Genomic DNA, 17815 nt, shown 5'->3' with positions numbered 1-17815 from the left:
CCTTTCTGTCTTGATTACTCGCTCTTCGGCACCGGTGCGTCCGTCACTTCGACCATGCGGTTGAAGTAGAGGGCGATCAGGGTGCAGACCGCGCCCGACAGCAGATAGTAACCGACATAGTGCAGGCCGAAATGGCTGGACAGCGTCAGTGCCACCAGTGGCGCGAAGCCTGCGCCGACCAGCCAGGCAATATCCGAGGTCAGGGCCGCGCCGGTATAACGATAGGCGCGGTTGAAGCGGAAGGACACGGCGCCGGTTGCCTGGCCGAAGGACAGGCCGAGAATGCCGAAGCCGATGATGACATAGGCATCCTGGCCGCGGTCTCCCGATGCGATCAGCATCGGGCCGATGAACGAGAAGATGGCGATCAGCACCGCACAGATGGCGAGATGATTGCGCCGGCCGATCGTGTCCGACAGCAGGCCGGAGACGACGATTGCACAGATGCCGACCACTGCGCCGATCACCTGCACCACCATGAACTCGCCGATCGACTGCGTGCCGAACAGGCTCATCCAGGTGAGCGGGAAGATGGTGACCAGGTGGAACATGGCAAAGCTCGCCAGCGGCACGAAAGCGCCGATCAGGATGTCACGTCCGTAATAGCGGATGACGTGGGGAATCGGCTGCGGCTGCAGCTCGCTTTGCTCCAACGCATCGCCGAATTCGCCGGTCGCCACAAGGCGCAGACGGGCAAAGAGCGCCACGACGTTGATGGCAAAAGCGACGAAGAACGGATAGCGCCAGCCCCATTCGAGGAAATCCTGGCTGGAAAGATTGGCGACAAAATAGCCGAACAGGATGCTGGCCAGCGCGAAGCCGATCGGCGCACCGAGCTGCGGAATCATCGCATACCAGCCGCGACGATTCGTCGGTGCGTTCAACGCCAGAAGCGAGGCTAGGCCGTCCCAGGCGCCACCCAGCGCAAAGCCCTGGCCGAGCCGGAACAGTGCCAGAAGCCAGATCGACCAGTGACCGAGCGTCTCATAGCCCGGCAGGAAGGCGATCGACGCCGTCGAGCCGCCGAGCAGGAACAATGCGATCGTCAGCTTGGCGCCGCGGCCGTAATAACGGTCGATGGTCTGGAAGACCACGGAACCGACGGGTCGTGCGCAGAAGGCCAGTGCAAAAATGGCGAAGGAATAGAGGGTTCCCGTCAATCGGTCCGGGGCGAAGGGGAAGAAAACTTGCGGGAACACCAGAACCGAGGCGAGACCGTAGACGAAGAAATCGAAGAATTCGGACATGCGTCCGATGATCACGCCGATGGCGATACTGCCCGGCGAAACCGGCTTTCCGTCATACATATGTCGGGCATCACGTTCGAGCGTGACCGACGATGGTCCCAATTTGGCTGCTGCATTCATCTGCTCTTCCTCCTACGCTTCTGTGACAAAGCGCCTCAGAACCGATCTTGGCGCAGTTGGCGCGGATATCAAGAGCTACTGGGACAAAAAGTTCGCTATCCGCTTGGAAGCCAGACAATAATTGATCTTGGTTGCAAAACTTTCGTGATGCCATGGCACCTTCCGCGGCGTCTGCTATAGTGCCGCCGCTCACGCATGCCTCATATGCAAAAACCTGCATACCCGTATCCGGGTTTTGCCGCTAGTTCGAAAAGTACATTATGTCGCATTGCGGCATCTTTGCTGCGCCGCGACAACACGCCTCATTTCACTAAATCAGTCAGTGTTTTAGTCGCCGCATCGATAAACACGAGGAATTAGAGACGTGCAGGAATTCAAGAAGTTCTCCCGGCTATTTCTTGCCATCCTGATGCTGCTGCCGCTGGCCGGCTGCAATTGGGTTGTCATGGCGCCGTCCGGCGATGTCGCCGTCCAGCAGCGGGACCTCATCCTGGTTTCCGTTGTCCTTATGCTGCTGATCATCGTGCCCGTCCTGTTCCTGACGCTGCTTTTCGCCTGGCATTACCGGCAGGCCAACGTCACGGCGAAATATGATCCCGAATGGCATCATTCGATGCGGTTGGAAATCATCATCTGGGCCGCACCGCTGGCCATCATCATCGCGCTCGGCGCCGTGACCTGGATCTCGACCCACAAGCTCGACCCCTACCGTCCGCTCGACCGGATCGACGCCGAGCGCGCCATCCCGGCCGGCACCAAGCCGATCACCGTTCAGGTCGTGGCGCTCGATTGGAAATGGCTGTTCTTCTATCCAGACCTCGGCATCGCTACGGTCAACGAAATGGCGGCACCGGTCGACACCCCGATCAGATTCCAGATCACTTCCTCCTCGGTGATGAATTCGTTCTACATTCCGGCGCTGGCGGGCCAGGTCTATGCCATGCCGGGCATGCAGACGCCGCTGCACGCCGTCATCAACAAGGCCGGCGAATACGAAGGCCTTTCGGCCAATTTCAGCGGCCCCGGCTTCTCCCACATGCGCTTCAAGTTCCATGGCCTCGACAAGGCCGGCTTCGACCAGTGGGTTGCCTCGGTGAAGGAAAAGGGCACGGCGCTCAATACCGACGCCTATCTCAAGCTCGAAAAGCCGAGCGAGAAAGAGCCTGTTCACTACTATGCCTCGGCCGAGAAGGACCTGTACCACCGGATTCTCAACATGTGCGCCACGCCCGGCAAGATGTGCACCGACCAGATGATGCATATCGACATGACCGGCGGCGCGGGCAAGGAAAGCCATGAAAATCGCGACAAGCTGAAGATCGACGCCGCGCCGATCGACGAATTCGGCAGCCCGAATTTCAAGATGACCGAGACGCAGGCGATCGTCGTCCCAGAGGCGAAGAAGGACTCCGGTGACATGAAGGGCATGGACGATATGTCGAACATGCCGGGCATGAGCCATGACAACACGGATGCGGCCAAGCCCTCCACGAAGTGAAACTGGCGTGAACCGCGCCGAGAAAATATCGCAGAACGGATTTTCCATCCATGTTTTCCGACCCTGAAATGCAGAAACTGATCTTTGGCCGGCTGACGCTGGACTCGATCCCCTACCATGAGCCGATCCTCGTCGCGACCTTCGCCGGCGTGGCCGTGGGCGGCCTGGCCGTGTTCGTCGCCATCACCTATTTCAAGCTCTGGGGCTATCTGTGGCGCGACTGGCTGACCAGCGTCGACCACAAGAAGATCGGCATCATGTATATCATCCTGGCGCTCGTCATGCTGCTGCGCGGCTTTGCCGACGCGCTGATGATGCGCGGCCAGCAGGCCATCGCCTTCAACGGCAATGAGGGCTTTCTGCCGCCACACCATTACGACCAGGTGTTCACCGCGCACGGCGTGATCATGATCTTTTTCATGGCCATGCCGTTTGTCACGGGGCTGATGAACTTCGTCGTGCCGCTGCAGATCGGCGCCCGCGACGTGTCCTTCCCGTTCCTCAACAATTTCTCCTTCTGGATGACGGTGGCCGGCGCGGTGATCATCATGATCTCGCTGTTCATCGGCGAATTCGCCCGCACCGGCTGGCTTGCCTATCCGCCGTTGTCGGAAGGCGCCTATAGTCCAGGCGTCGGCGTCGATTATTATATCTGGGGCCTGCAGGTGGCGGGTATCGGCACGACGTTGTCGGGGATCAACCTGATCGCCACCATCGTCAAGATGCGTGCGCCCGGCATGACCTTCATGAAGATGCCGGTGTTCACCTGGACGTCGCTCTGCACCAACATCCTGATCGTCGCCAGCTTCCCGATCCTCACCGCCACGCTGGTGCTGTTGTCGCTCGACCGTTATGTCGGCACCAACTTCTTCACCAACGACCTCGGCGGCAATCCGATGATGTATGTCAACCTCATCTGGATCTGGGGCCACCCGGAAGTCTACATCCTGATCCTGCCGGCCTTCGGCGTGTTCTCGGAAGTGGTCGCGACCTTCTGCGGCAAGCGGCTGTTCGGCTATGCATCGATGGTCTACGCCACCTGCGTGATCATGATCCTTTCTTACCTCGTCTGGCTGCACCACTTCTTCACCATGGGCTCCGGGGCTAGCGTCAACTCCTTCTTCGGCATCACCACGATGATCATCTCGATCCCGACGGGTGCGAAGATGTTCAACTGGCTGTTCACCATGTATCGCGGCCGCATCCGCTATGAGGTGCCGATGCTGTGGACGGTGGGCTTCATGATCACCTTCGTCATCGGCGGCATGACGGGCGTCATGCTGGCAGTGCCGCCGGCCGACTTCGTGCTGCACAATTCGCTGTTCCTGATTGCCCACTTCCACAACGTCATCATCGGCGGCGTGCTGTTTGGCGTGATGGCTGGGTTCAATTACTGGTTCCCGAAGGCGTTCGGCTACAAGCTCGATCCGTTCTGGGGCAAGTTGTCGTTCTGGTTCTGGTTCATCGGCTTTTACTTCGCCTTCATGCCGCTCTATGTGCTCGGCCTGATGGGCGTCACCCGCCGCGTCAGCCAGTTCGAGGACCCGTCGCTGCAGATCTGGTTCATCCTTGCTGCCTTCGGCGCGCTGTTGATCGCCTGCGGCATCGGCTGTTTCCTCATCGATCTCGTGGTCAGCTTCTTCAAGCGCGAGCAGTTGCGCGACACGACCGGTGACCCGTGGGATGCGCGCACACTGGAATGGTCGACGTCTTCGCCGCCGCCGGAATACAATTTCGCCTTCACGCCGGTCGTTCACGACCATGACAGCTGGTACGACATGAAGTCGCGCGGCTATACCCGTCCGCTCGAAGGCTACAAGCCGATCCATATGCCGAAGAATACCGGCACCGGCTTCATCCTCGGCATGCTCAGCATCGGCCTTGCCTTCGGTCTCATCTGGTACATGTGGTGGCTCGCCGGCCTGTCGTTCGTCCTGATGCTGGTGGTGGCGATCGGCCATACCTTCATCTACAAGCGCGACTTCTACATCCCGGCCGATGAAGTGACTGCAACCGAAAAGGCGCGCACGGCGCTTCTGGCAAAGGTGTAACGCCATGATCGAATCGCATGCCCATACGGCCGAAGCGCCGCAATTCTACGTCACCGAGGAGCACCATCCGGAAGGCAGCACCATGCTGGGCTTCTGGCTCTACCTGATGAGCGACTGCCTCATCTTCGCGATCCTTTTCGCCACCTATGGCGTGCTTGGCCATAATTATGCGGCAGGCCCGTCGCCGGCGGACCTGTTCGAACTGCCGCTGGTGGCGGTCAACACCGCCATGCTGCTGTTCTCGTCCATCACTTATGGCTTCGCCATGCTGGAGATGGAGAAGGGCAACAAGGGCAGCGTCCTCACCTGGATGCTGATCACCGGCCTGTTCGGCGCCGCCTTCATCGGTATCGAGCTCTACGAATTCGGCAACCTGATCCGCGAGGGCGCCGGCCCGACACGCAGCGCCTTCCTGTCGTCCTTCTTCACGCTGGTCGGCACACACGGCCTGCACGTGACTTCCGGTATCATCTGGATGATCACGCTGATGGTCCAGGTCTCGATGCACGGCCTCAATGAAGCCAATCGCCGCCGCCTGATGTGCCTCAGCATGTTCTGGCACTTCCTCGACGTCGTCTGGATCGGCGTCTTTTCCTTCGTCTATCTTCTTGGAGCCATCGGATGAGTTCTGAAGCACCCGCACACGAGGATGCCCTCGAGGCTCATCACGCCCATAGCCACGGCCACCAGGCCGGCCACGGCACTTTCGGCAGCTATATGACCGGCTTCGTGCTGTCAGTCATCCTGACGGCCATTCCGTTCGCGCTCGTCATGGGCGGGATGATCGAGAACAAGGTGCTGCTGGCGGTGGTCGTCATGCTGATCGGCGCCGTGCAGATCGTCGTCCACATGGTCTACTTCCTGCACATGAACACCAAGTCGGAAGGCGGCTGGACCTTCATGGCACTGATCTTCACGCTCGTGATCGTGGGGATCGCGCTCGCCGGTTCGCTCTGGGTCATGCATCATCTCAATGAGAACATGATGCCGATGAGCCCGGAAGTGATGAAGAACATGCCCTGAGGCATGTCGATATGCGGCGCGCGATCTTCGGAGGCTTGCTGACCCTGCTGTTTGCCGCCTTCGTGGCGCTCGGTATCTGGCAGGTCTACCGGCTCTCCTGGAAGCTCGACCTGATCGCGCGCGTCGATCAACGGGTGCATGCGACTGCGGTCGCGGCACCCGTTTCTGCGTCAGCGGATGACGAATACCGCAAGGTGACGGCGACCGGCGTTTTCCTCAACGACAAGGAAACCTTCGTCCAGGCGGTGACCAGTCTCGGCGCCGGCTTCTGGGTGATGACGCCGCTGAGAACGGCGGATGGTTCGCTTCTGTTGATCAACCGCGGTTTAGTGCCGGCCGAAAAACGTGACCCGTCGCATCATTCGCAGCCGGCCGGGCCGGTATCGGTGACCGGCCTGTTGAGACTGACGGAGCCGAAGGGCGGCTTCCTGCGGGCCAACGATCCGGCCGATGATCGGTGGTATTCGCGTGACGTCGCGGCGATCTCGGCCGCTCGGCACTTGGACCATGTAGTGCCATATTTCATCGATGCCGACGCGACGCCCAGTCCTGGCGGCTTTCCGGTGGGTGGGCTGACGGTGATCGTGTTTTCCAACAATCATCTTGTCTATGCCATCACCTGGTTCGGGTTGGCGGCGATGACCGCGGTTGGCGGCTGGATGCTGTTTTACCGGCGTTGAGAGATGTGGATTGTGGCAGCGCCGTCCGGCGCCTCGGTGATTTCGATTCTGTCACCATCTGCGATAGCGCTGATGTCAGCAGTCAGGATGGGGCAGACAATACCATAGAGCGAGCGGGCGACGATGGCGCCCGCAGTGATGATCGGATCGGGTCGTGCCATGATGATCGCGACGGGGCCGAGGCCATTGCGGATGACTTCGGCGAAGACAGATGACGATGAGGAAGAACCTCGGCCGCTTGGCATGACGAGGATCTTGCCGGCCAGCGGTGTTCCGCAGGCAGCTTGGGTCTTGTCGATGATTTTGCCGGTTTCCGGATCGACGCCGCCCCAGAAGCTCAGCGGCGAGGGCAGGACGAGGGCAGGGCCGGTTGCTGTGCCGAGGACGTAAAAGGTGGCGGGGCGGGTCATCCGGGATACCCCCCTCTGTCCTGCCGGACATCTCCCCCACAAGGGGGGAGAGCGGCAAGCCGCACTCTCCCTGCCTCAAGTAACCGAACGCTGCTGAGCATGTGACAGCAAATTGAGGCAAGGCAGCGCCCCATCCACTCCCCCCCCTTGTGGGGGAGATGCCCGGCAGGGCAGAGGGGGGTAATGCTTGCACCGACGGTTCCGACAGACAGCCTCATCCCCCGACCCTCGCGACCCTGCCCGCCATCGCCGACGCAACGCAATCCTGCAATTCACCGAACGCAACCTTCACGCCGATATTGGCCGGTGCGTAATGTGCCCATTTGCCGGAATTGGTCATCACCGCGCCGTCGAGCCTTTCGAGAATGGCGGTAAGATAGGTGCAGGTATCGGTGACGACCCGAATGTCGGACGCTTCGATCAGCGGCAGCCTGCCGTCACGAACCAGCCCATCATAGGTCTCGCGACCGGTATTGACATAGATCGGCACGAGCGGGCGTCCACCCACCATAAGCGCCAGCAGCCTGTCCCATTCCGCTCGAGAGAAATGCGGCGTGCCGAGGCAGATGGCAGTGAGCTGAGTGCCGTCAGCCACGCCGGACAGATGCGCAACCACGCGGCGGACATCGGCCGGCGTGACGTCGATGACCCGTTCCGGCTCTCGTCCGCCGAAGGCCTCGGTCAGTGTCGGCGCCTCCGGCGTGACGCCGATGGCGTGGAAGAGGGCGACGGCGCCGCTGGTGGCGGAGGCGGCACCCAGTGCCTTCAACTGATCCTCGTCGCGCGGTTTGGGCAGGCCGTCGACAACCGGGATTTTCTGGCCACTTTCGAAGCCGATGATCAGGCCGATGCCGACGAACGTGGCGTCGCTTTCGAGTTCGGCATCGGAAAAGCCCTTGAGGCGGAAGAGGATTTGGCCACGGCGGTTCTCCGCGAGGTGCAGCCCGCAAGCCGGCACGCGCCCGGTGATGGCGGCGCAGAGATCGATGAAGTCGCCATAGCGGTTGGTGCGGGCGCCGATCACCGAATTGGCGAAGACGATGGCGTTGGATTCTCCCCAGGCGATTTGCTGACCGAAGGTCGGGCGGAAGAGCGTCTGGTAGGGTGCGCAGGTAAAACTCGGCATGCAGCCGAGTTCCTCGTGGGCATGCATCAGGCGCACCAGAGGCGGTTTCTCGGCCGCGGGCTGCAGCATGATTTCGGGATGGATCAGGTCCATCGAGCCGACATTCAGCGTCGTCGGCACTTTCACCCTGCCGCCGAGCGCGATCAGCCGCTCGACGAAATCGAGGCTGACTTGGCCGTGATAGAGGCAGCCGTCGATATGAGCGCCGGTGATGTCGAGGAAGTGCGTGGCGCCCACGGCTTCGCCATAACCCTGGAGGATTTCGAAGGCGAAGGCGGGTGCGCCGCCCATGTCTCCGGCTGCCATTGCCTGATCGATATCATCCAGCGCCAGCGTCATGATGGCAGATGCGCCTTCAGGTCGTCATGGAGCGCCTTGGGAATGGTGACAAAGCCATTGTTGAGCGAGCGTTCGCGGGCCTCGTAGCGGCGCTGCGAGGGCAGGCGCGCGCCCTGGCCGACGATCGCATCGAAGAGGAGTTCGGCGCGTTCGAGATTTTCGCTGAGCGCCGCGCCAAGAAATGAAGCGGGGTCGAGCGCGATGATCAGTTCGCCATGCATCGGGGCGGCTCCGGCGCCTTCGTCATATTTGATCGATTCCATGCTCAGGAGATCGCCGATCAGCGGGCCGGCGAGCAGTTCGACCATGGCCGACAGCGCCGAGCCCTTGTGGCCGCCGAAGGTCAGCATGGCGCCTTTGAACACTTCCAGTGGATCGGTGGTCGGCGTGCCCTCGGCATCGATGCCCCAGCCGAGCGGCAGCGGTTTTCCCGCACGCCGATGCAGTTCGATCTCGCCGCGCGCCGTGGCGCTGGTGGCGAAATCGAAGACGAACGGATAGCTATTCGGCCGCGGCCAGACAAAGGCGATCGGATTGGTGCCGAAGACCGGCTTCGTGCCGCCCGCCGGCGCCACCCAGGCATGGCTGGGCGTCAGCGCCAGTGCTGCGAGGCCGGCTGCCCCGACCCGCTCTACCTCAGGCCAGAGAGCGGAGAAATGAAAGCAGTTGTTGATGGCGAGTGCCGCCAGGCCGACTTTCTTCGCTTTCTCGACCAGCACCGGCAAGCCCTTTTCGAAGGCCAGCAGCGAAAAGCCATATCTCGCATCGACACGGACGATGCCGGGTGCGGTGTCCGTCAGCACCGGCTCGGCCTTGGGGTCGACCTTGCCGGCCTCCATCGTCTTCATCACCGAAAGCACGCGGTAAAGGCCGTGCGAATGGCACTCGTCTCGCTGGCCGGCGACGACGACATCGGTAATGGCGCGCGCATGCGCCTCGCTCAATCCCGCACCGATCAGGATGCGGTAGCTGAGGTCATCGGCCTCGGCCAGGGTGAGATGGACTGTGTCGTCGGCCAAGGAAATTCCTCCATTTGCAGCGCTGGGCTTAGCGATCAGAAAGTGGCCTTTCGGCAAAAAGGCTCTTCACGCCGCGGTCGCGATCGCTGATATATTAGATTGGATAGTACGAAATTTCCTCTGGCTGCAAGTCTTCGAGACGCATCAGCAAGAGGCGGACAATGTTTTTTCGGCAGGTAAAGGGGAGGCCTCCATGCGATCGTCCAAAGTCATCCACATTGTCGGTTGCCATGCGGAAGGCGAGGTCGGCGATGTCATTGTCGGCGGTGTCGCGCCGCCGCCGGGCGATACGATCTGGGAGCAGTCGCGTTTCATCGCCCGCGACGAGACTTTGCGCAACTTCGTCCTCAACGAGCCGCGCGGCGGTGTCTTCCGGCATGTGAACCTGCTGGTGCCGCCGAAGAGCCCGGGGGCCGATATGGGCTGGATCATCATGGAGCCGGCCGACACGCCGCCGATGTCCGGTTCGAACTCGATCTGCGTGGCCACCGTGCTGCTCGACACCGGCATCATCCCGATGAAGGAGCCGGAGACGCGGATGATCCTCGAGCCGCCGGGCGGGCTGATCGAAGTCGTTGCCACCTGCAGGAATGGCAAGGCAGAGCGGATCAGCGTCAAGAATGTGCCGTCTTTCGCCGACAAGCTGGATGCAACGATCGAAGTCGAGGGCATCGGCACCTTGACAGTGGATACGGCCTATGGCGGCGACAGCTTCGTGCTCGTCGATGCCAAGACACTGGGCTTTGCGCTGAAGCCGGATGAGGCGCGCGACATTGCCGAAACGGGTATCCGCATTACCAAGGCGGCGAATGAGCAACTGGGCTTCGTGCATCCGGAAAAAGAGTGGAAGCATATTTCCTTCTGCCAGGTGACCGCGCCGGTCACCGTCGAGAATGGTGTGATGACCGGCCTGAACGCCGTGGCGATCCGGCCCGGCAAGGTCGACAGGTCGCCGACCGGAACCGGCTGCTCGGCGCGCATGGCCGTGCTGCATGCCAAGGGCCGGATGAAGGTCGGCGACCGTTTTGTCGGTAAATCGGTGCTGGGAAGTGAATTCCATTGCATGATCGATTCGGATGCCGTGGTCGGCGGCAGGCCGGGCATCGTGCCGATCATTTCCGGCCGCGCCTGGGTGACAGGCACGACGCAATTGATGCTCGATCCGTCCGATCCGTTCCCCGGCGGCTACCGGCTGTCGGATACATGGCCGATGCCGAAGGAGTAGGATGATCGCCGCTTCCGTCTGAAGGGTGATCGGATCGATGAGATCTGCGCTATCGGCAATTTCATAAGCAAAACTTGCCAGCCCATTGCATCGATGGGCTTGAAGTGATTTACCAAACGGAGTCAATTTCTCCTGTCATCTCATTGGATTTGCAATGTTTGATCTCATCTGGCGCGGGGCCGTGATCGGTGTCGCGGCGACTGCACTCATGGACATCTGGGCGGTCATTCTGTGGAAAGCGTTCAATCAAGGCGCACCGAACTGGGCGCCGCCGGGACGCTGGTGCTGGCACCTGCAATACGGCAAGGTGTTCCACGACAGCATCGCCAAGGCCGCGCCCTATGAGCATGAACTGGCGCTCGGCTGGGTGTTCCACTATGTCGTCGGACTACTTTACGGCGTGATCTTCGCGCTGATTGTCGGCCACGCATGGTTCGTGGCGCCGACCTTTATTCCGGCCTGGATCTGGGGCATTGTCACGATCGCCGGCGGCTGGTTCCTGTTGCAGCCCGGCCTTGGCATCGGCTGGGCGGCGTCGAAGACGCCCAACCCGTGGAAGGTGCGGGTGCTCGGCCTGATCGCTCACACGGTGTTTGCGCTCGGGCTCTGGGGAGCCGCGGTTACCATCCGCTGACGTCGCTGTCGTCATCGTTATCGGCGGGACCCAGCAACTGGTCGTCGTTCGGATCCTGGTCCTGACCGAGGTCATCGCCGCGGCGCGGGCGCCGGATCGGGTCTCGCTCGGCCTGTTCGGCTGCCTGGGCGGGCTGAAGGGCTGCGACATCGGCAGACGGATTGTCGAGATTGGTGACGAGGACCGGCGTTTTCGCCGGCACACGGTCAAACAGGTCGACCACGTCCTGGTTGATCATCCGCACGCAKCCCGAGGAGACGTTCTTGCCGATCGTCCACCATTCGGGCGAACCATGCAGGCGATATTGCGTGTCCTCGTTGTGCGAGAAGATGTAGAGCGCGCGCGCACCGAGCGGATTGTCGAGACCGCCGGGCATGCCGCCGTTGTCGCCGGAATAGGGTTCGAGCTCGGGCTGGCGGGCGATCATTTCGTCCGGCGGCACCCAGCGCGGCCATTTGCGCTTGTACTGGATCACGCCGCGACCGGCCCAGAGGAAACCCTGCCTGCCGAGGCCGACGCCATAGCGCATCGCCTTGCCGTTGGCGTAGGTATAATAGAGGAAGTGGTTGCCGGTATCGACCACGAGCGTGCCCGGCGGCTGGCCGGTCGTGTTGTCGACCATCTGCCGATAAAAGCGCGGATTGATCTTCTGATAGGGAATGGCGGGAAGCGGGAATTCCTCGTCCGGCTTGGGACCGTAGAGGACGGCCGCTTCCGAGTTGTCGGCATAGGTTGCCGTTTCTTCGGTTTTCTTCGCGGCTGGCCGGTCCTGGTAGACGACTGTCTGGCCCTCTGTAGAGCAGCCTGCCAATGATGCGAGTGCGGTGCTGCCAGCACCCAGAAGGAAGACCCTTCGCTTCAAACTATACTCTGACAATTCAATATCCTGACGCATTGCGGCCGGGATGGGACGCACTTCCGCATAAGAATTCGGGAATGCCGTGCCGGGTTCCGCCTTCACGACGATTTTGTTGCGACTGAACTTAGTGCTTTTCGTGGCTAAAAGAAAGCAGACTGTCTATGTGTCGTTAAGGCAACAGAATCGTCGAGCCGGTGGACTGGCGAGACTCGATATGCCGGTGCGCATCGGCGGCTTGACCTAGCCGAAAGCGTGTCGGCTCCGCGATTTGCACGGTGCCCTGGMGCAATACTTGAAAAAACGAACGGACATGCTTGCCGAGCTTTTCCGGCGTGTCGGAATAGTGCCCGTAATTCGGTCGCGAAAAGGTGATCGATTTTGCAGCGAATTTATCGATGTCCCACTCGCCGATCGGCCCGGAGGCCTGGCCGAAACTGACGAGATGGCCGCGAATCGCCAGTGCCGCGATCGATCCGGCCAGCGTGTCGCGGCCGACCGCATCATAGACGATGTCGGCGCCTTGGCCGCGGGTGAGATCCATCACGGCGTCGCTGAAGTTCGTGTGGCTGTAATTGATGACATGATGGGCGCCGAGCGACCGCACCAGCCGCGCCTTGTCCTCGCTTGACGTGGTGGCAATGACGGTGGCGCCGAGATGCCGGGCCCATTGGACCAGCAATTGCCCGACGCCACCGGCCGCAGCGTGGATGAGGACGGTCATGCCCGGCTCGACCCGGCCGATCTCCTGCAACAGAAAACTGGCAGTAATTCCCTTCAACAAGCCTGCGGCTGCGGTCTCGTCGGAGATGTCGTTCGAGAGCCGGATCAGCAGATCGGCATTGATATTGCGCCGCTCGCTATAGGCGCCGACCGGCGGGCAGGCATAAGCGATCCTGTCGCCGACATCGAGATCGGCAACGTCGTGGCCGACCGCTTCGACCACGCCGGCTGCCTCCATGCCGGGCGTGCCCGGTGGGGTGAGCAGGGTAAAGAAGCCGGTGCGGCAATAGACGTCGATATAGTTGACGCCTATGGCGGTGTGGCGGATGCGGACTTCGTCTGGACGGAGCGGCGGCAGGGCGATGTCGCGCATTTGCAGCACGTCCGGTCCGCCATATTGGTCGACGACAATGGCGCGGGTCGTGTCGTTGCCGGCGATCGCATGAGAAGCGAATTGCGGGGTCGCGAGGGGCGAGGCCGGTGGTGCTGGCGTGGCGTTCTCAAGCGCTAGCGGCGTGGGCAGTGACCTTATTCCATCAGGCTCGTACCCCGCTGACCTCGGGGCATTGCTTGTCCAGCGCCGGCTCAGCATTTGCCGGATTGCGGCAAAGCCCGCCTGGTAGATCTCGCGCGTCACCAGCCGTACGAGTTCGTCACGGCGGCGAAGCGGTGGGTCGAAACTGCTCGCCCATTCCCAGAAGGTGGCGTTGCCGTCGGTCACCGGCTTGAGCCGGACTTCGGCGACATAATTCATCAGCGGAATGGGGGCTTCGAGCAGGCAGTAGCGGAAGCTGTGGTCCTTGTCCGACAGCGAGAGAAGTTGCTCGCGCAGCATTGAGCCGTCCCGGAGCCGGAAACTCCTGATGGCGCCGATGCGGGTCGAGGGTTCGTTGCCTTCGATATGGCTGGCGGCTACGGCAGGGTGCCAGCGGTCGTGGCCGTTGAAATCACGCAAGATGTCCCAGACCAAGTCGATGGGGGCGTCGATGATTGCGCTTTGGCGGATTTTGACCATGGTCAGGGCGTTCCGAGGGCGGGTGGCGCTGTTTCTGGCCGGTCGTTCCGTCGCGCACCCCCCTCTGCCCTGCCGGGCATCTCCCCCTCAAGGGGGGAGATTGGCAAGAGGCGCAGCCTCGCGCAACGCGATCGTTGCACACTGGGCGATGGAGCATTTGAGCCGAAGCGTTGCCCCATCCAATCTCCCCCCTTGAGGGGGAGATGCCCGGCAGGGCAGAGGGGGGTAAGCGGCGGCATCAAACGAAAATTGCCAACGTCCGCAGCGCCGCAAAGTGTGACCATGCGGCTCACCGAAACCGCTGCTTGAGATTATCGAACGCAGCCTGAAACACCTCTCGGCCGATCTGCTGGATCAACGCCTGTTCGCGTTCCTCGGCGCAGTCGAAATCCGCTGTCCATTCGGCGAAGGTGAGGTTGCCGTCCGTCACCGGCGTCAGCGACAGGGTGGAGATATAATTCTCCACGCCCATATCGCTTTCGAGAATCGAATAGGTGCAGGAGAGGTCGTAGTCCGACAGCGCCAGCAGACGCTCGCGGATGCGGCTGCCGGTCTTGAGGGTAAAATTCCTGATGCAGCCGACCTGGTCGGCCGGCAGGTTCTGCTCGATGCGACTGTCGGCGACGAAGGGCGTCCAGTCGGGTAGGCCGTTGAAGTTGCGGACGAGACGCCAGATGTCGGGCGCGGGCGCGTTGATGACGGAGGAGATGTAGACCTGGGTCATCAAAACTTACCGGTCACGATCGTCGTCGCGGTCGGACGAGGACTGTTGTTTGTCCCAGGGCTTGTCGCCCTTTCCAGGCGATTTCGATTTGGTGAGGCTGGCAATATCCTTGGCGTCGCGCAGCACATCGGTCATGCGACCGAGCGAGCCGCCTTCGATGCCGACATCCTTCATCAGGTTGTCGATCATCGGGGCCTGGACGCGGTAGCGCAGGGCGGAGTCGATCACCTCGTCGGTGACATTGCGCTGGCCGGTGCCGCCATTGCCGTTGAAGCCGTCGACATGCAGGATCTTGATGCCCTCGATCTTCTCCATTGGCTTGACGCTTTCGCGGATGATGCCTTCGAGCTTGTCGAGGATTCTGGCGCGCGTGCGGCTGGCGCGGGCGCCGTCCGACAGCATGTTCTCGGCCTCGTTGAGCTGGCGATTGCCTTCGGCATCGACCTCGTAGCGGGCGGCGGCGGCGAGTGCGGCGATCTTGTCGGCTTCCGCTCTGGCCTCAGCCTGGATTTTCAGCGCCTCGGCATGGCTTTTCGCCGCCTTCATCTCGGTTTCGGCCGCGGCGGTGAGGCGGATTGCCTCGCGCTCGGCTTCACGCTTGGCAGCGATGATCTCGGTGACTGAGCGGCGCTCGGCAATTTCGCGCTCGCGGGCGGTGAAGGCCTGCTCCTCCGCCTGGATAGCCTTGGCGCGGACGGCTTCCGCAGCGGCGATGGCCGACGAACGCTCCTGTGTCCGCTTGGCGAGTTCTACGGCCTTCTGTATCTCCGCCGCTTCGATGCGCAGGTCCTGCTCGACTGTCAGGTGCCTGAGATCGCGATCCTTGATCAGGCGGGCCTCGTCTATGCCGCGTTCGGAGGTGATGCGAGCGCGTTCGATCTCTTCGTGAGCGGCGATTTCGGCTTCCTCGAAGGCCTGTTGCTTGGCGATCTGCAATGCATCGAGATGCCGTTCGCGCTCCAGCCGCAGCTGGTCGAGCGCGCGGTTCTGGGCGATTTTGTCGGTTTCCGTTTCCTGGCTGGCGGCGATCTCGGCCTTTTCCTTGCTGACCTCGGCGGCGGTGACTTCCAGCGCCTTCCTGGCCAGCGCGATCTGCCGCTCCAGTTCGACCAGTTCCAGCGTCTTTTTCGCCTGGATCGAGGCCTCGCTCTGGGCGCGTTCGCGCTCGATGCGGGCCTTTTCGACGCGCAGGTCCTGCTCGACGGCGAGGTGCTGCAGATCGCGGTCCTTGATCAGCCGCGCCTCTTCCACTTCACGTTCGGAGGTGATGCGAGCACGCTCGACCTCTTCGTGAGCAACGATTTCGGCGGCTTCGAAAGCCTGCTGCTTGCCGATCTGCAGCGCGTCGAGCTGGCGTTCGCGACCAAGGCGAAGTTCGTCGAGCGCACGGGTCTGGGCGATCTTGTCAGATTCCGTTTCCTGACTGGCCGCAATCTCGGCCTTCTGCTTGACGACGTCGGCGGCGGTAACTTCCAGCGCCTTGTTGGCGAGGGCGATCTGACGCTCCAGCTCGACCAGCTCCAGCGTCTGGCGGGCTTGTATTTCCAGCTCGTTCTGCTCGCGTTGGCGCTCGATGCGCGCCTTTTCAAGCTCCAGTTCAAGGGCGATCTGCTCGCGCTCGGTCAGTTCGCGGGCTTGCAATTGCGCTTCATCGAGCGACCGCCGGCGGGCGATCTCTCGGCGTTGGGTGTCTTCCTCGGTGCGGATACGCTCTTCGGTGATGGAGCGCTCCTGGGAGAGGCGAGCCTTCTCGATTGCCTCGCGCGACGTCAGTTGCGCTTGCTCTGCCTCCTGGTCGCGCACGGCGCGCTCGCGAACAAGGTCGGCACGCTGGGCTGCCCTGCGGATTTCGACTTCGCGCTCTTGCTCCAGGCGGGCATATTCGGTTTCGCGGTCGATTTCGAGCACCTTGCGCTGGGTGTCGAGATTCTGGTTGCGGATGTCGACCAGCGTGCGCTGTTCGATCTCGTTGCGCATGCGACGACGAGTTTCGATGGATTCGGTGAGTTGCGTCAGACCTTCGGCGTCGAAGGCGTTCGACGGATCGAAATATTCGAGGCTGGTCTGGTCGAGATCGACAAGGGCTACGCTTTCGAGTTCAAGGCCGTTGGAGAGCAGGGCTTCGGAGGCCAGCGCCCTGACCTTCGACGCATAGTCGCCTCGCTTCTCGTGCATCTCTTCCAGCGTCATCTGCGCGGCAATCGTGCGCATGGCGCCGGCGAACTTGCCTTCCAGCAGTTCGCGGATGCCGTCGACCTGCATGGCGCGGCGGCCGAGCGTCTGGGCGGCGGAGGCGACAAGCTCCTTGCTGGCGCCGACGCGGACGAAGAATTCGGCGATAATATCGACGCGCATGCGGTTCTTGGTGATCAGCGCATTGCCGTCCTGCCGGCGCACCTCGATGCGCATGACATTCATGTTGACCGGCGTGATCTCGTGCAGCACCGGGATGACGAAGGCGCCGCCATTGATCACGACCTTTTCGCCGAGGAAGCCGGTGCGGACGAAGGCGACTTCCTTGGTCGAGCGCCGGTAGAGCCAGCGCAGGATATAGACCGCGATCACGATGATGACGGCGATAATGATGATCGCCAGTATGATATTGCCAAAAGTCTCAGCGGCCATATCCGTTCTCCCCCATATGCACGGTCAGCCGAAGGCGACCGACTTGAATTTTTTCGTTTGTTCGGTCAGCGCCCGTTCCGTCGGCAGGCGCTCCATCGAGGAGGCGCCATAGAAACCGTGGCAATTGCTGGTGTTCTTCAGGATGAACTCAGCGTCCTCCGGCTCCGATACCGGGCCGCCATGGACGAGGATGATGGCATCCTTGTTGACACTGAGTGCTGCTTCCGACCACTCGTCGGCGAGCGCCGGGCAATCCTGGAGTTTCAGCGCCGTCTCTGCGCCGATCGAACCGCCGGTGGTCAGGCCGAAATGGCAGACAATGATGTCGGCACCGGCCCCGGCCATGGCTCGGGCTTCATCGGCGTTGAAGACATAGGGCGTGGTCAGCATGTCCTTGCCCCGCGCCATGCGCACGAGATCGACTTCGAGGCCGTAGGACATGCCGGTCTCTTCGAGATTCTTGCGGAAGGTGCCGTCGATCAGGCCGACGGTCGGGAAAT

16 protein-coding genes are annotated in these 17815 nt (G+C 61.7%); 7 read left to right on the top strand and 9 right to left on the bottom strand.

Features of this window, described 5'->3' with window-relative positions:
• Positions 1 to 14: 14 nt before the first annotated feature.
• On the bottom strand, positions 15 to 1367 hold the full coding sequence (locus AC1D06_RS32840) for an MFS transporter (protein ID WP_477990052.1): 1353 nt from the start codon (positions 1365 to 1367) through the stop codon (positions 15 to 17).
• Positions 1368 to 1776: 409 nt separating this feature from the next.
• On the opposite strand from AC1D06_RS32840, the gene cyoA reads away from it, so the two are divergent.
• From cyoA to AC1D06_RS32815, 5 genes are read left to right on the top strand one after another with little or no spacing between them, the layout of a single operon-like run.
• On the top strand, positions 1777 to 2865 hold the full coding sequence (gene cyoA / locus AC1D06_RS32835; RefSeq protein ID WP_477877862.1) for a ubiquinol oxidase subunit II: 1089 nt from the start codon (positions 1777 to 1779) through the stop codon (positions 2863 to 2865).
• Positions 2866 to 2915: 50 nt separating this feature from the next.
• A complete protein-coding gene (gene cyoB / locus AC1D06_RS32830) occupies positions 2916 to 4916 on the top strand; it encodes a cytochrome o ubiquinol oxidase subunit I (RefSeq protein WP_477990051.1) in 2001 nt (666 codons plus the stop codon).
• A gap of 4 nt (positions 4917 to 4920) precedes the next feature.
• Positions 4921 to 5541: a cytochrome o ubiquinol oxidase subunit III gene (gene cyoC / locus AC1D06_RS32825; RefSeq protein WP_477990050.1), complete on the top strand. Its 621-nt coding sequence runs from the start codon at positions 4921 to 4923 to the stop codon at positions 5539 to 5541.
• Positions 5538 to 5939 carry a cytochrome o ubiquinol oxidase subunit IV gene (cyoD, locus tag AC1D06_RS32820; RefSeq protein ID WP_477990049.1) on the top strand — a complete coding sequence of 134 codons (402 nt, stop codon included), beginning with the start codon at positions 5538 to 5540 and terminating at the stop codon, positions 5937 to 5939. Before cyoC ends, cyoD begins: the two co-directional genes overlap by 4 nt.
• An 11-nt stretch (positions 5940 to 5950) precedes the next feature.
• A complete protein-coding gene (locus tag AC1D06_RS32815; RefSeq protein ID WP_477990048.1) occupies positions 5951 to 6619 on the top strand; it encodes an SURF1 family protein in 669 nt (222 codons plus the stop codon).
• Here AC1D06_RS32815 and AC1D06_RS32810 read toward each other — a convergent pair.
• The 3 genes from AC1D06_RS32810 to AC1D06_RS32800 all read right to left on the bottom strand — a co-directional run bounded on the left by AC1D06_RS32810 (position 6607) and on the right by AC1D06_RS32800 (position 9513).
• Entirely contained in the window at positions 6607 to 7029 is a 423-nt protein-coding gene (locus AC1D06_RS32810) for an aconitase X swivel domain-containing protein (RefSeq protein ID WP_477990047.1), read from the bottom strand. The genes AC1D06_RS32815 and AC1D06_RS32810 overlap by 13 nt on opposite strands.
• 214 nt (positions 7030 to 7243) lie before the next feature.
• Positions 7244 to 8494, bottom strand: a complete 1251-nt coding sequence (locus AC1D06_RS32805) for an aconitase X (RefSeq protein ID WP_477990046.1) — start codon at positions 8492 to 8494, stop codon at positions 7244 to 7246.
• Positions 8491 to 9513: an Ldh family oxidoreductase gene (locus AC1D06_RS32800; protein WP_477990045.1), complete on the bottom strand. Its 1023-nt coding sequence runs from the start codon at positions 9511 to 9513 to the stop codon at positions 8491 to 8493. Before AC1D06_RS32800 ends, AC1D06_RS32805 begins: the two co-directional genes overlap by 4 nt.
• Before the next feature lie 193 nt (positions 9514 to 9706).
• Between AC1D06_RS32800 and AC1D06_RS32795 the strand changes: the two genes are divergently transcribed.
• Entirely contained in the window at positions 9707 to 10738 is a 1032-nt protein-coding gene (locus tag AC1D06_RS32795; RefSeq protein ID WP_477877788.1) for a trans-3-hydroxy-L-proline dehydratase, read from the top strand.
• A gap of 154 nt (positions 10739 to 10892) precedes the next feature.
• A complete protein-coding gene (locus tag AC1D06_RS32790; protein WP_477877787.1) occupies positions 10893 to 11372 on the top strand; it encodes a DUF2938 domain-containing protein in 480 nt (159 codons plus the stop codon).
• Here the strand turns inward: AC1D06_RS32790 and AC1D06_RS32785 are convergent.
• The 5 genes from AC1D06_RS32785 to AC1D06_RS32765 all read right to left on the bottom strand — a co-directional run.
• Entirely contained in the window at positions 11359 to 12249 is an 891-nt protein-coding gene (locus AC1D06_RS32785) for a L,D-transpeptidase (RefSeq protein WP_477990044.1), read from the bottom strand. The genes AC1D06_RS32790 and AC1D06_RS32785 overlap by 14 nt on opposite strands.
• Before the next feature lie 151 nt (positions 12250 to 12400).
• Positions 12401 to 13966, bottom strand: a complete 1566-nt coding sequence (locus AC1D06_RS32780; protein WP_477990043.1) for a zinc-binding dehydrogenase — start codon at positions 13964 to 13966, stop codon at positions 12401 to 12403.
• A 289-nt stretch (positions 13967 to 14255) separates the two neighbouring features.
• Positions 14256 to 14690, bottom strand: a complete 435-nt coding sequence (locus AC1D06_RS32775; RefSeq protein ID WP_477990042.1) for an SRPBCC family protein — start codon at positions 14688 to 14690, stop codon at positions 14256 to 14258.
• Positions 14691 to 14696: 6 nt separating this feature from the next.
• The gene (locus AC1D06_RS32770; protein WP_477990041.1) at positions 14697 to 17315 is read right to left on the bottom strand and encodes a flotillin family protein; all 2619 of its coding nucleotides are present in this window, start codon (positions 17313 to 17315) and stop codon (positions 14697 to 14699) included.
• Between the two features lie 24 nt (positions 17316 to 17339).
• On the bottom strand, positions 17340 to 17815 hold a 476-nt coding region (locus AC1D06_RS32765), incomplete at its 5' end, for a phosphoenolpyruvate hydrolase family protein (protein ID WP_477990040.1).

The organism is Rhizobium sp. P2_G2, from assembly GCF_056403555.1.
Note: the sequence above shows the minus strand (reverse complement) of the source record. Positions and strands in the feature narration are given on the sequence as shown.

Excerpts from the sequence above, each read along its gene's own strand:
- AC1D06_RS32840 (WP_477990052.1), bottom strand. The coding sequence starts at position 1,367 with ATGAATGCAGCAGCCAAATTGGGACCATCGTCGGTCACGCTCGAACGT.
- cyoA (WP_477877862.1), top strand. The coding sequence starts at position 1,777 with ATGCTGCTGCCGCTGGCCGGCTGCAATTGGGTTGTCATGGCGCCGTCC.
- cyoB (WP_477990051.1), top strand. The coding sequence starts at position 2,916 with ATGTTTTCCGACCCTGAAATGCAGAAACTGATCTTTGGCCGGCTGACG.
- cyoC (WP_477990050.1), top strand. The coding sequence starts at position 4,921 with ATGATCGAATCGCATGCCCATACGGCCGAAGCGCCGCAATTCTACGTC.
- cyoD (WP_477990049.1), top strand. The coding sequence starts at position 5,538 with ATGAGTTCTGAAGCACCCGCACACGAGGATGCCCTCGAGGCTCATCAC.
- AC1D06_RS32815 (WP_477990048.1), top strand. The coding sequence starts at position 5,951 with ATGCGGCGCGCGATCTTCGGAGGCTTGCTGACCCTGCTGTTTGCCGCC.
- AC1D06_RS32810 (WP_477990047.1), bottom strand. The coding sequence starts at position 7,029 with ATGACCCGCCCCGCCACCTTTTACGTCCTCGGCACAGCAACCGGCCCT.
- AC1D06_RS32805 (WP_477990046.1), bottom strand. The coding sequence starts at position 8,494 with ATGACGCTGGCGCTGGATGATATCGATCAGGCAATGGCAGCCGGAGAC.
- AC1D06_RS32795 (WP_477877788.1), top strand. The coding sequence starts at position 9,707 with ATGCGATCGTCCAAAGTCATCCACATTGTCGGTTGCCATGCGGAAGGC.
- AC1D06_RS32790 (WP_477877787.1), top strand. The coding sequence starts at position 10,893 with ATGTTTGATCTCATCTGGCGCGGGGCCGTGATCGGTGTCGCGGCGACT.
- AC1D06_RS32775 (WP_477990042.1), bottom strand. The coding sequence starts at position 14,690 with ATGACCCAGGTCTACATCTCCTCCGTCATCAACGCGCCCGCGCCCGAC.
- AC1D06_RS32770 (WP_477990041.1), bottom strand. The coding sequence starts at position 17,315 with ATGGCCGCTGAGACTTTTGGCAATATCATACTGGCGATCATCATTATC.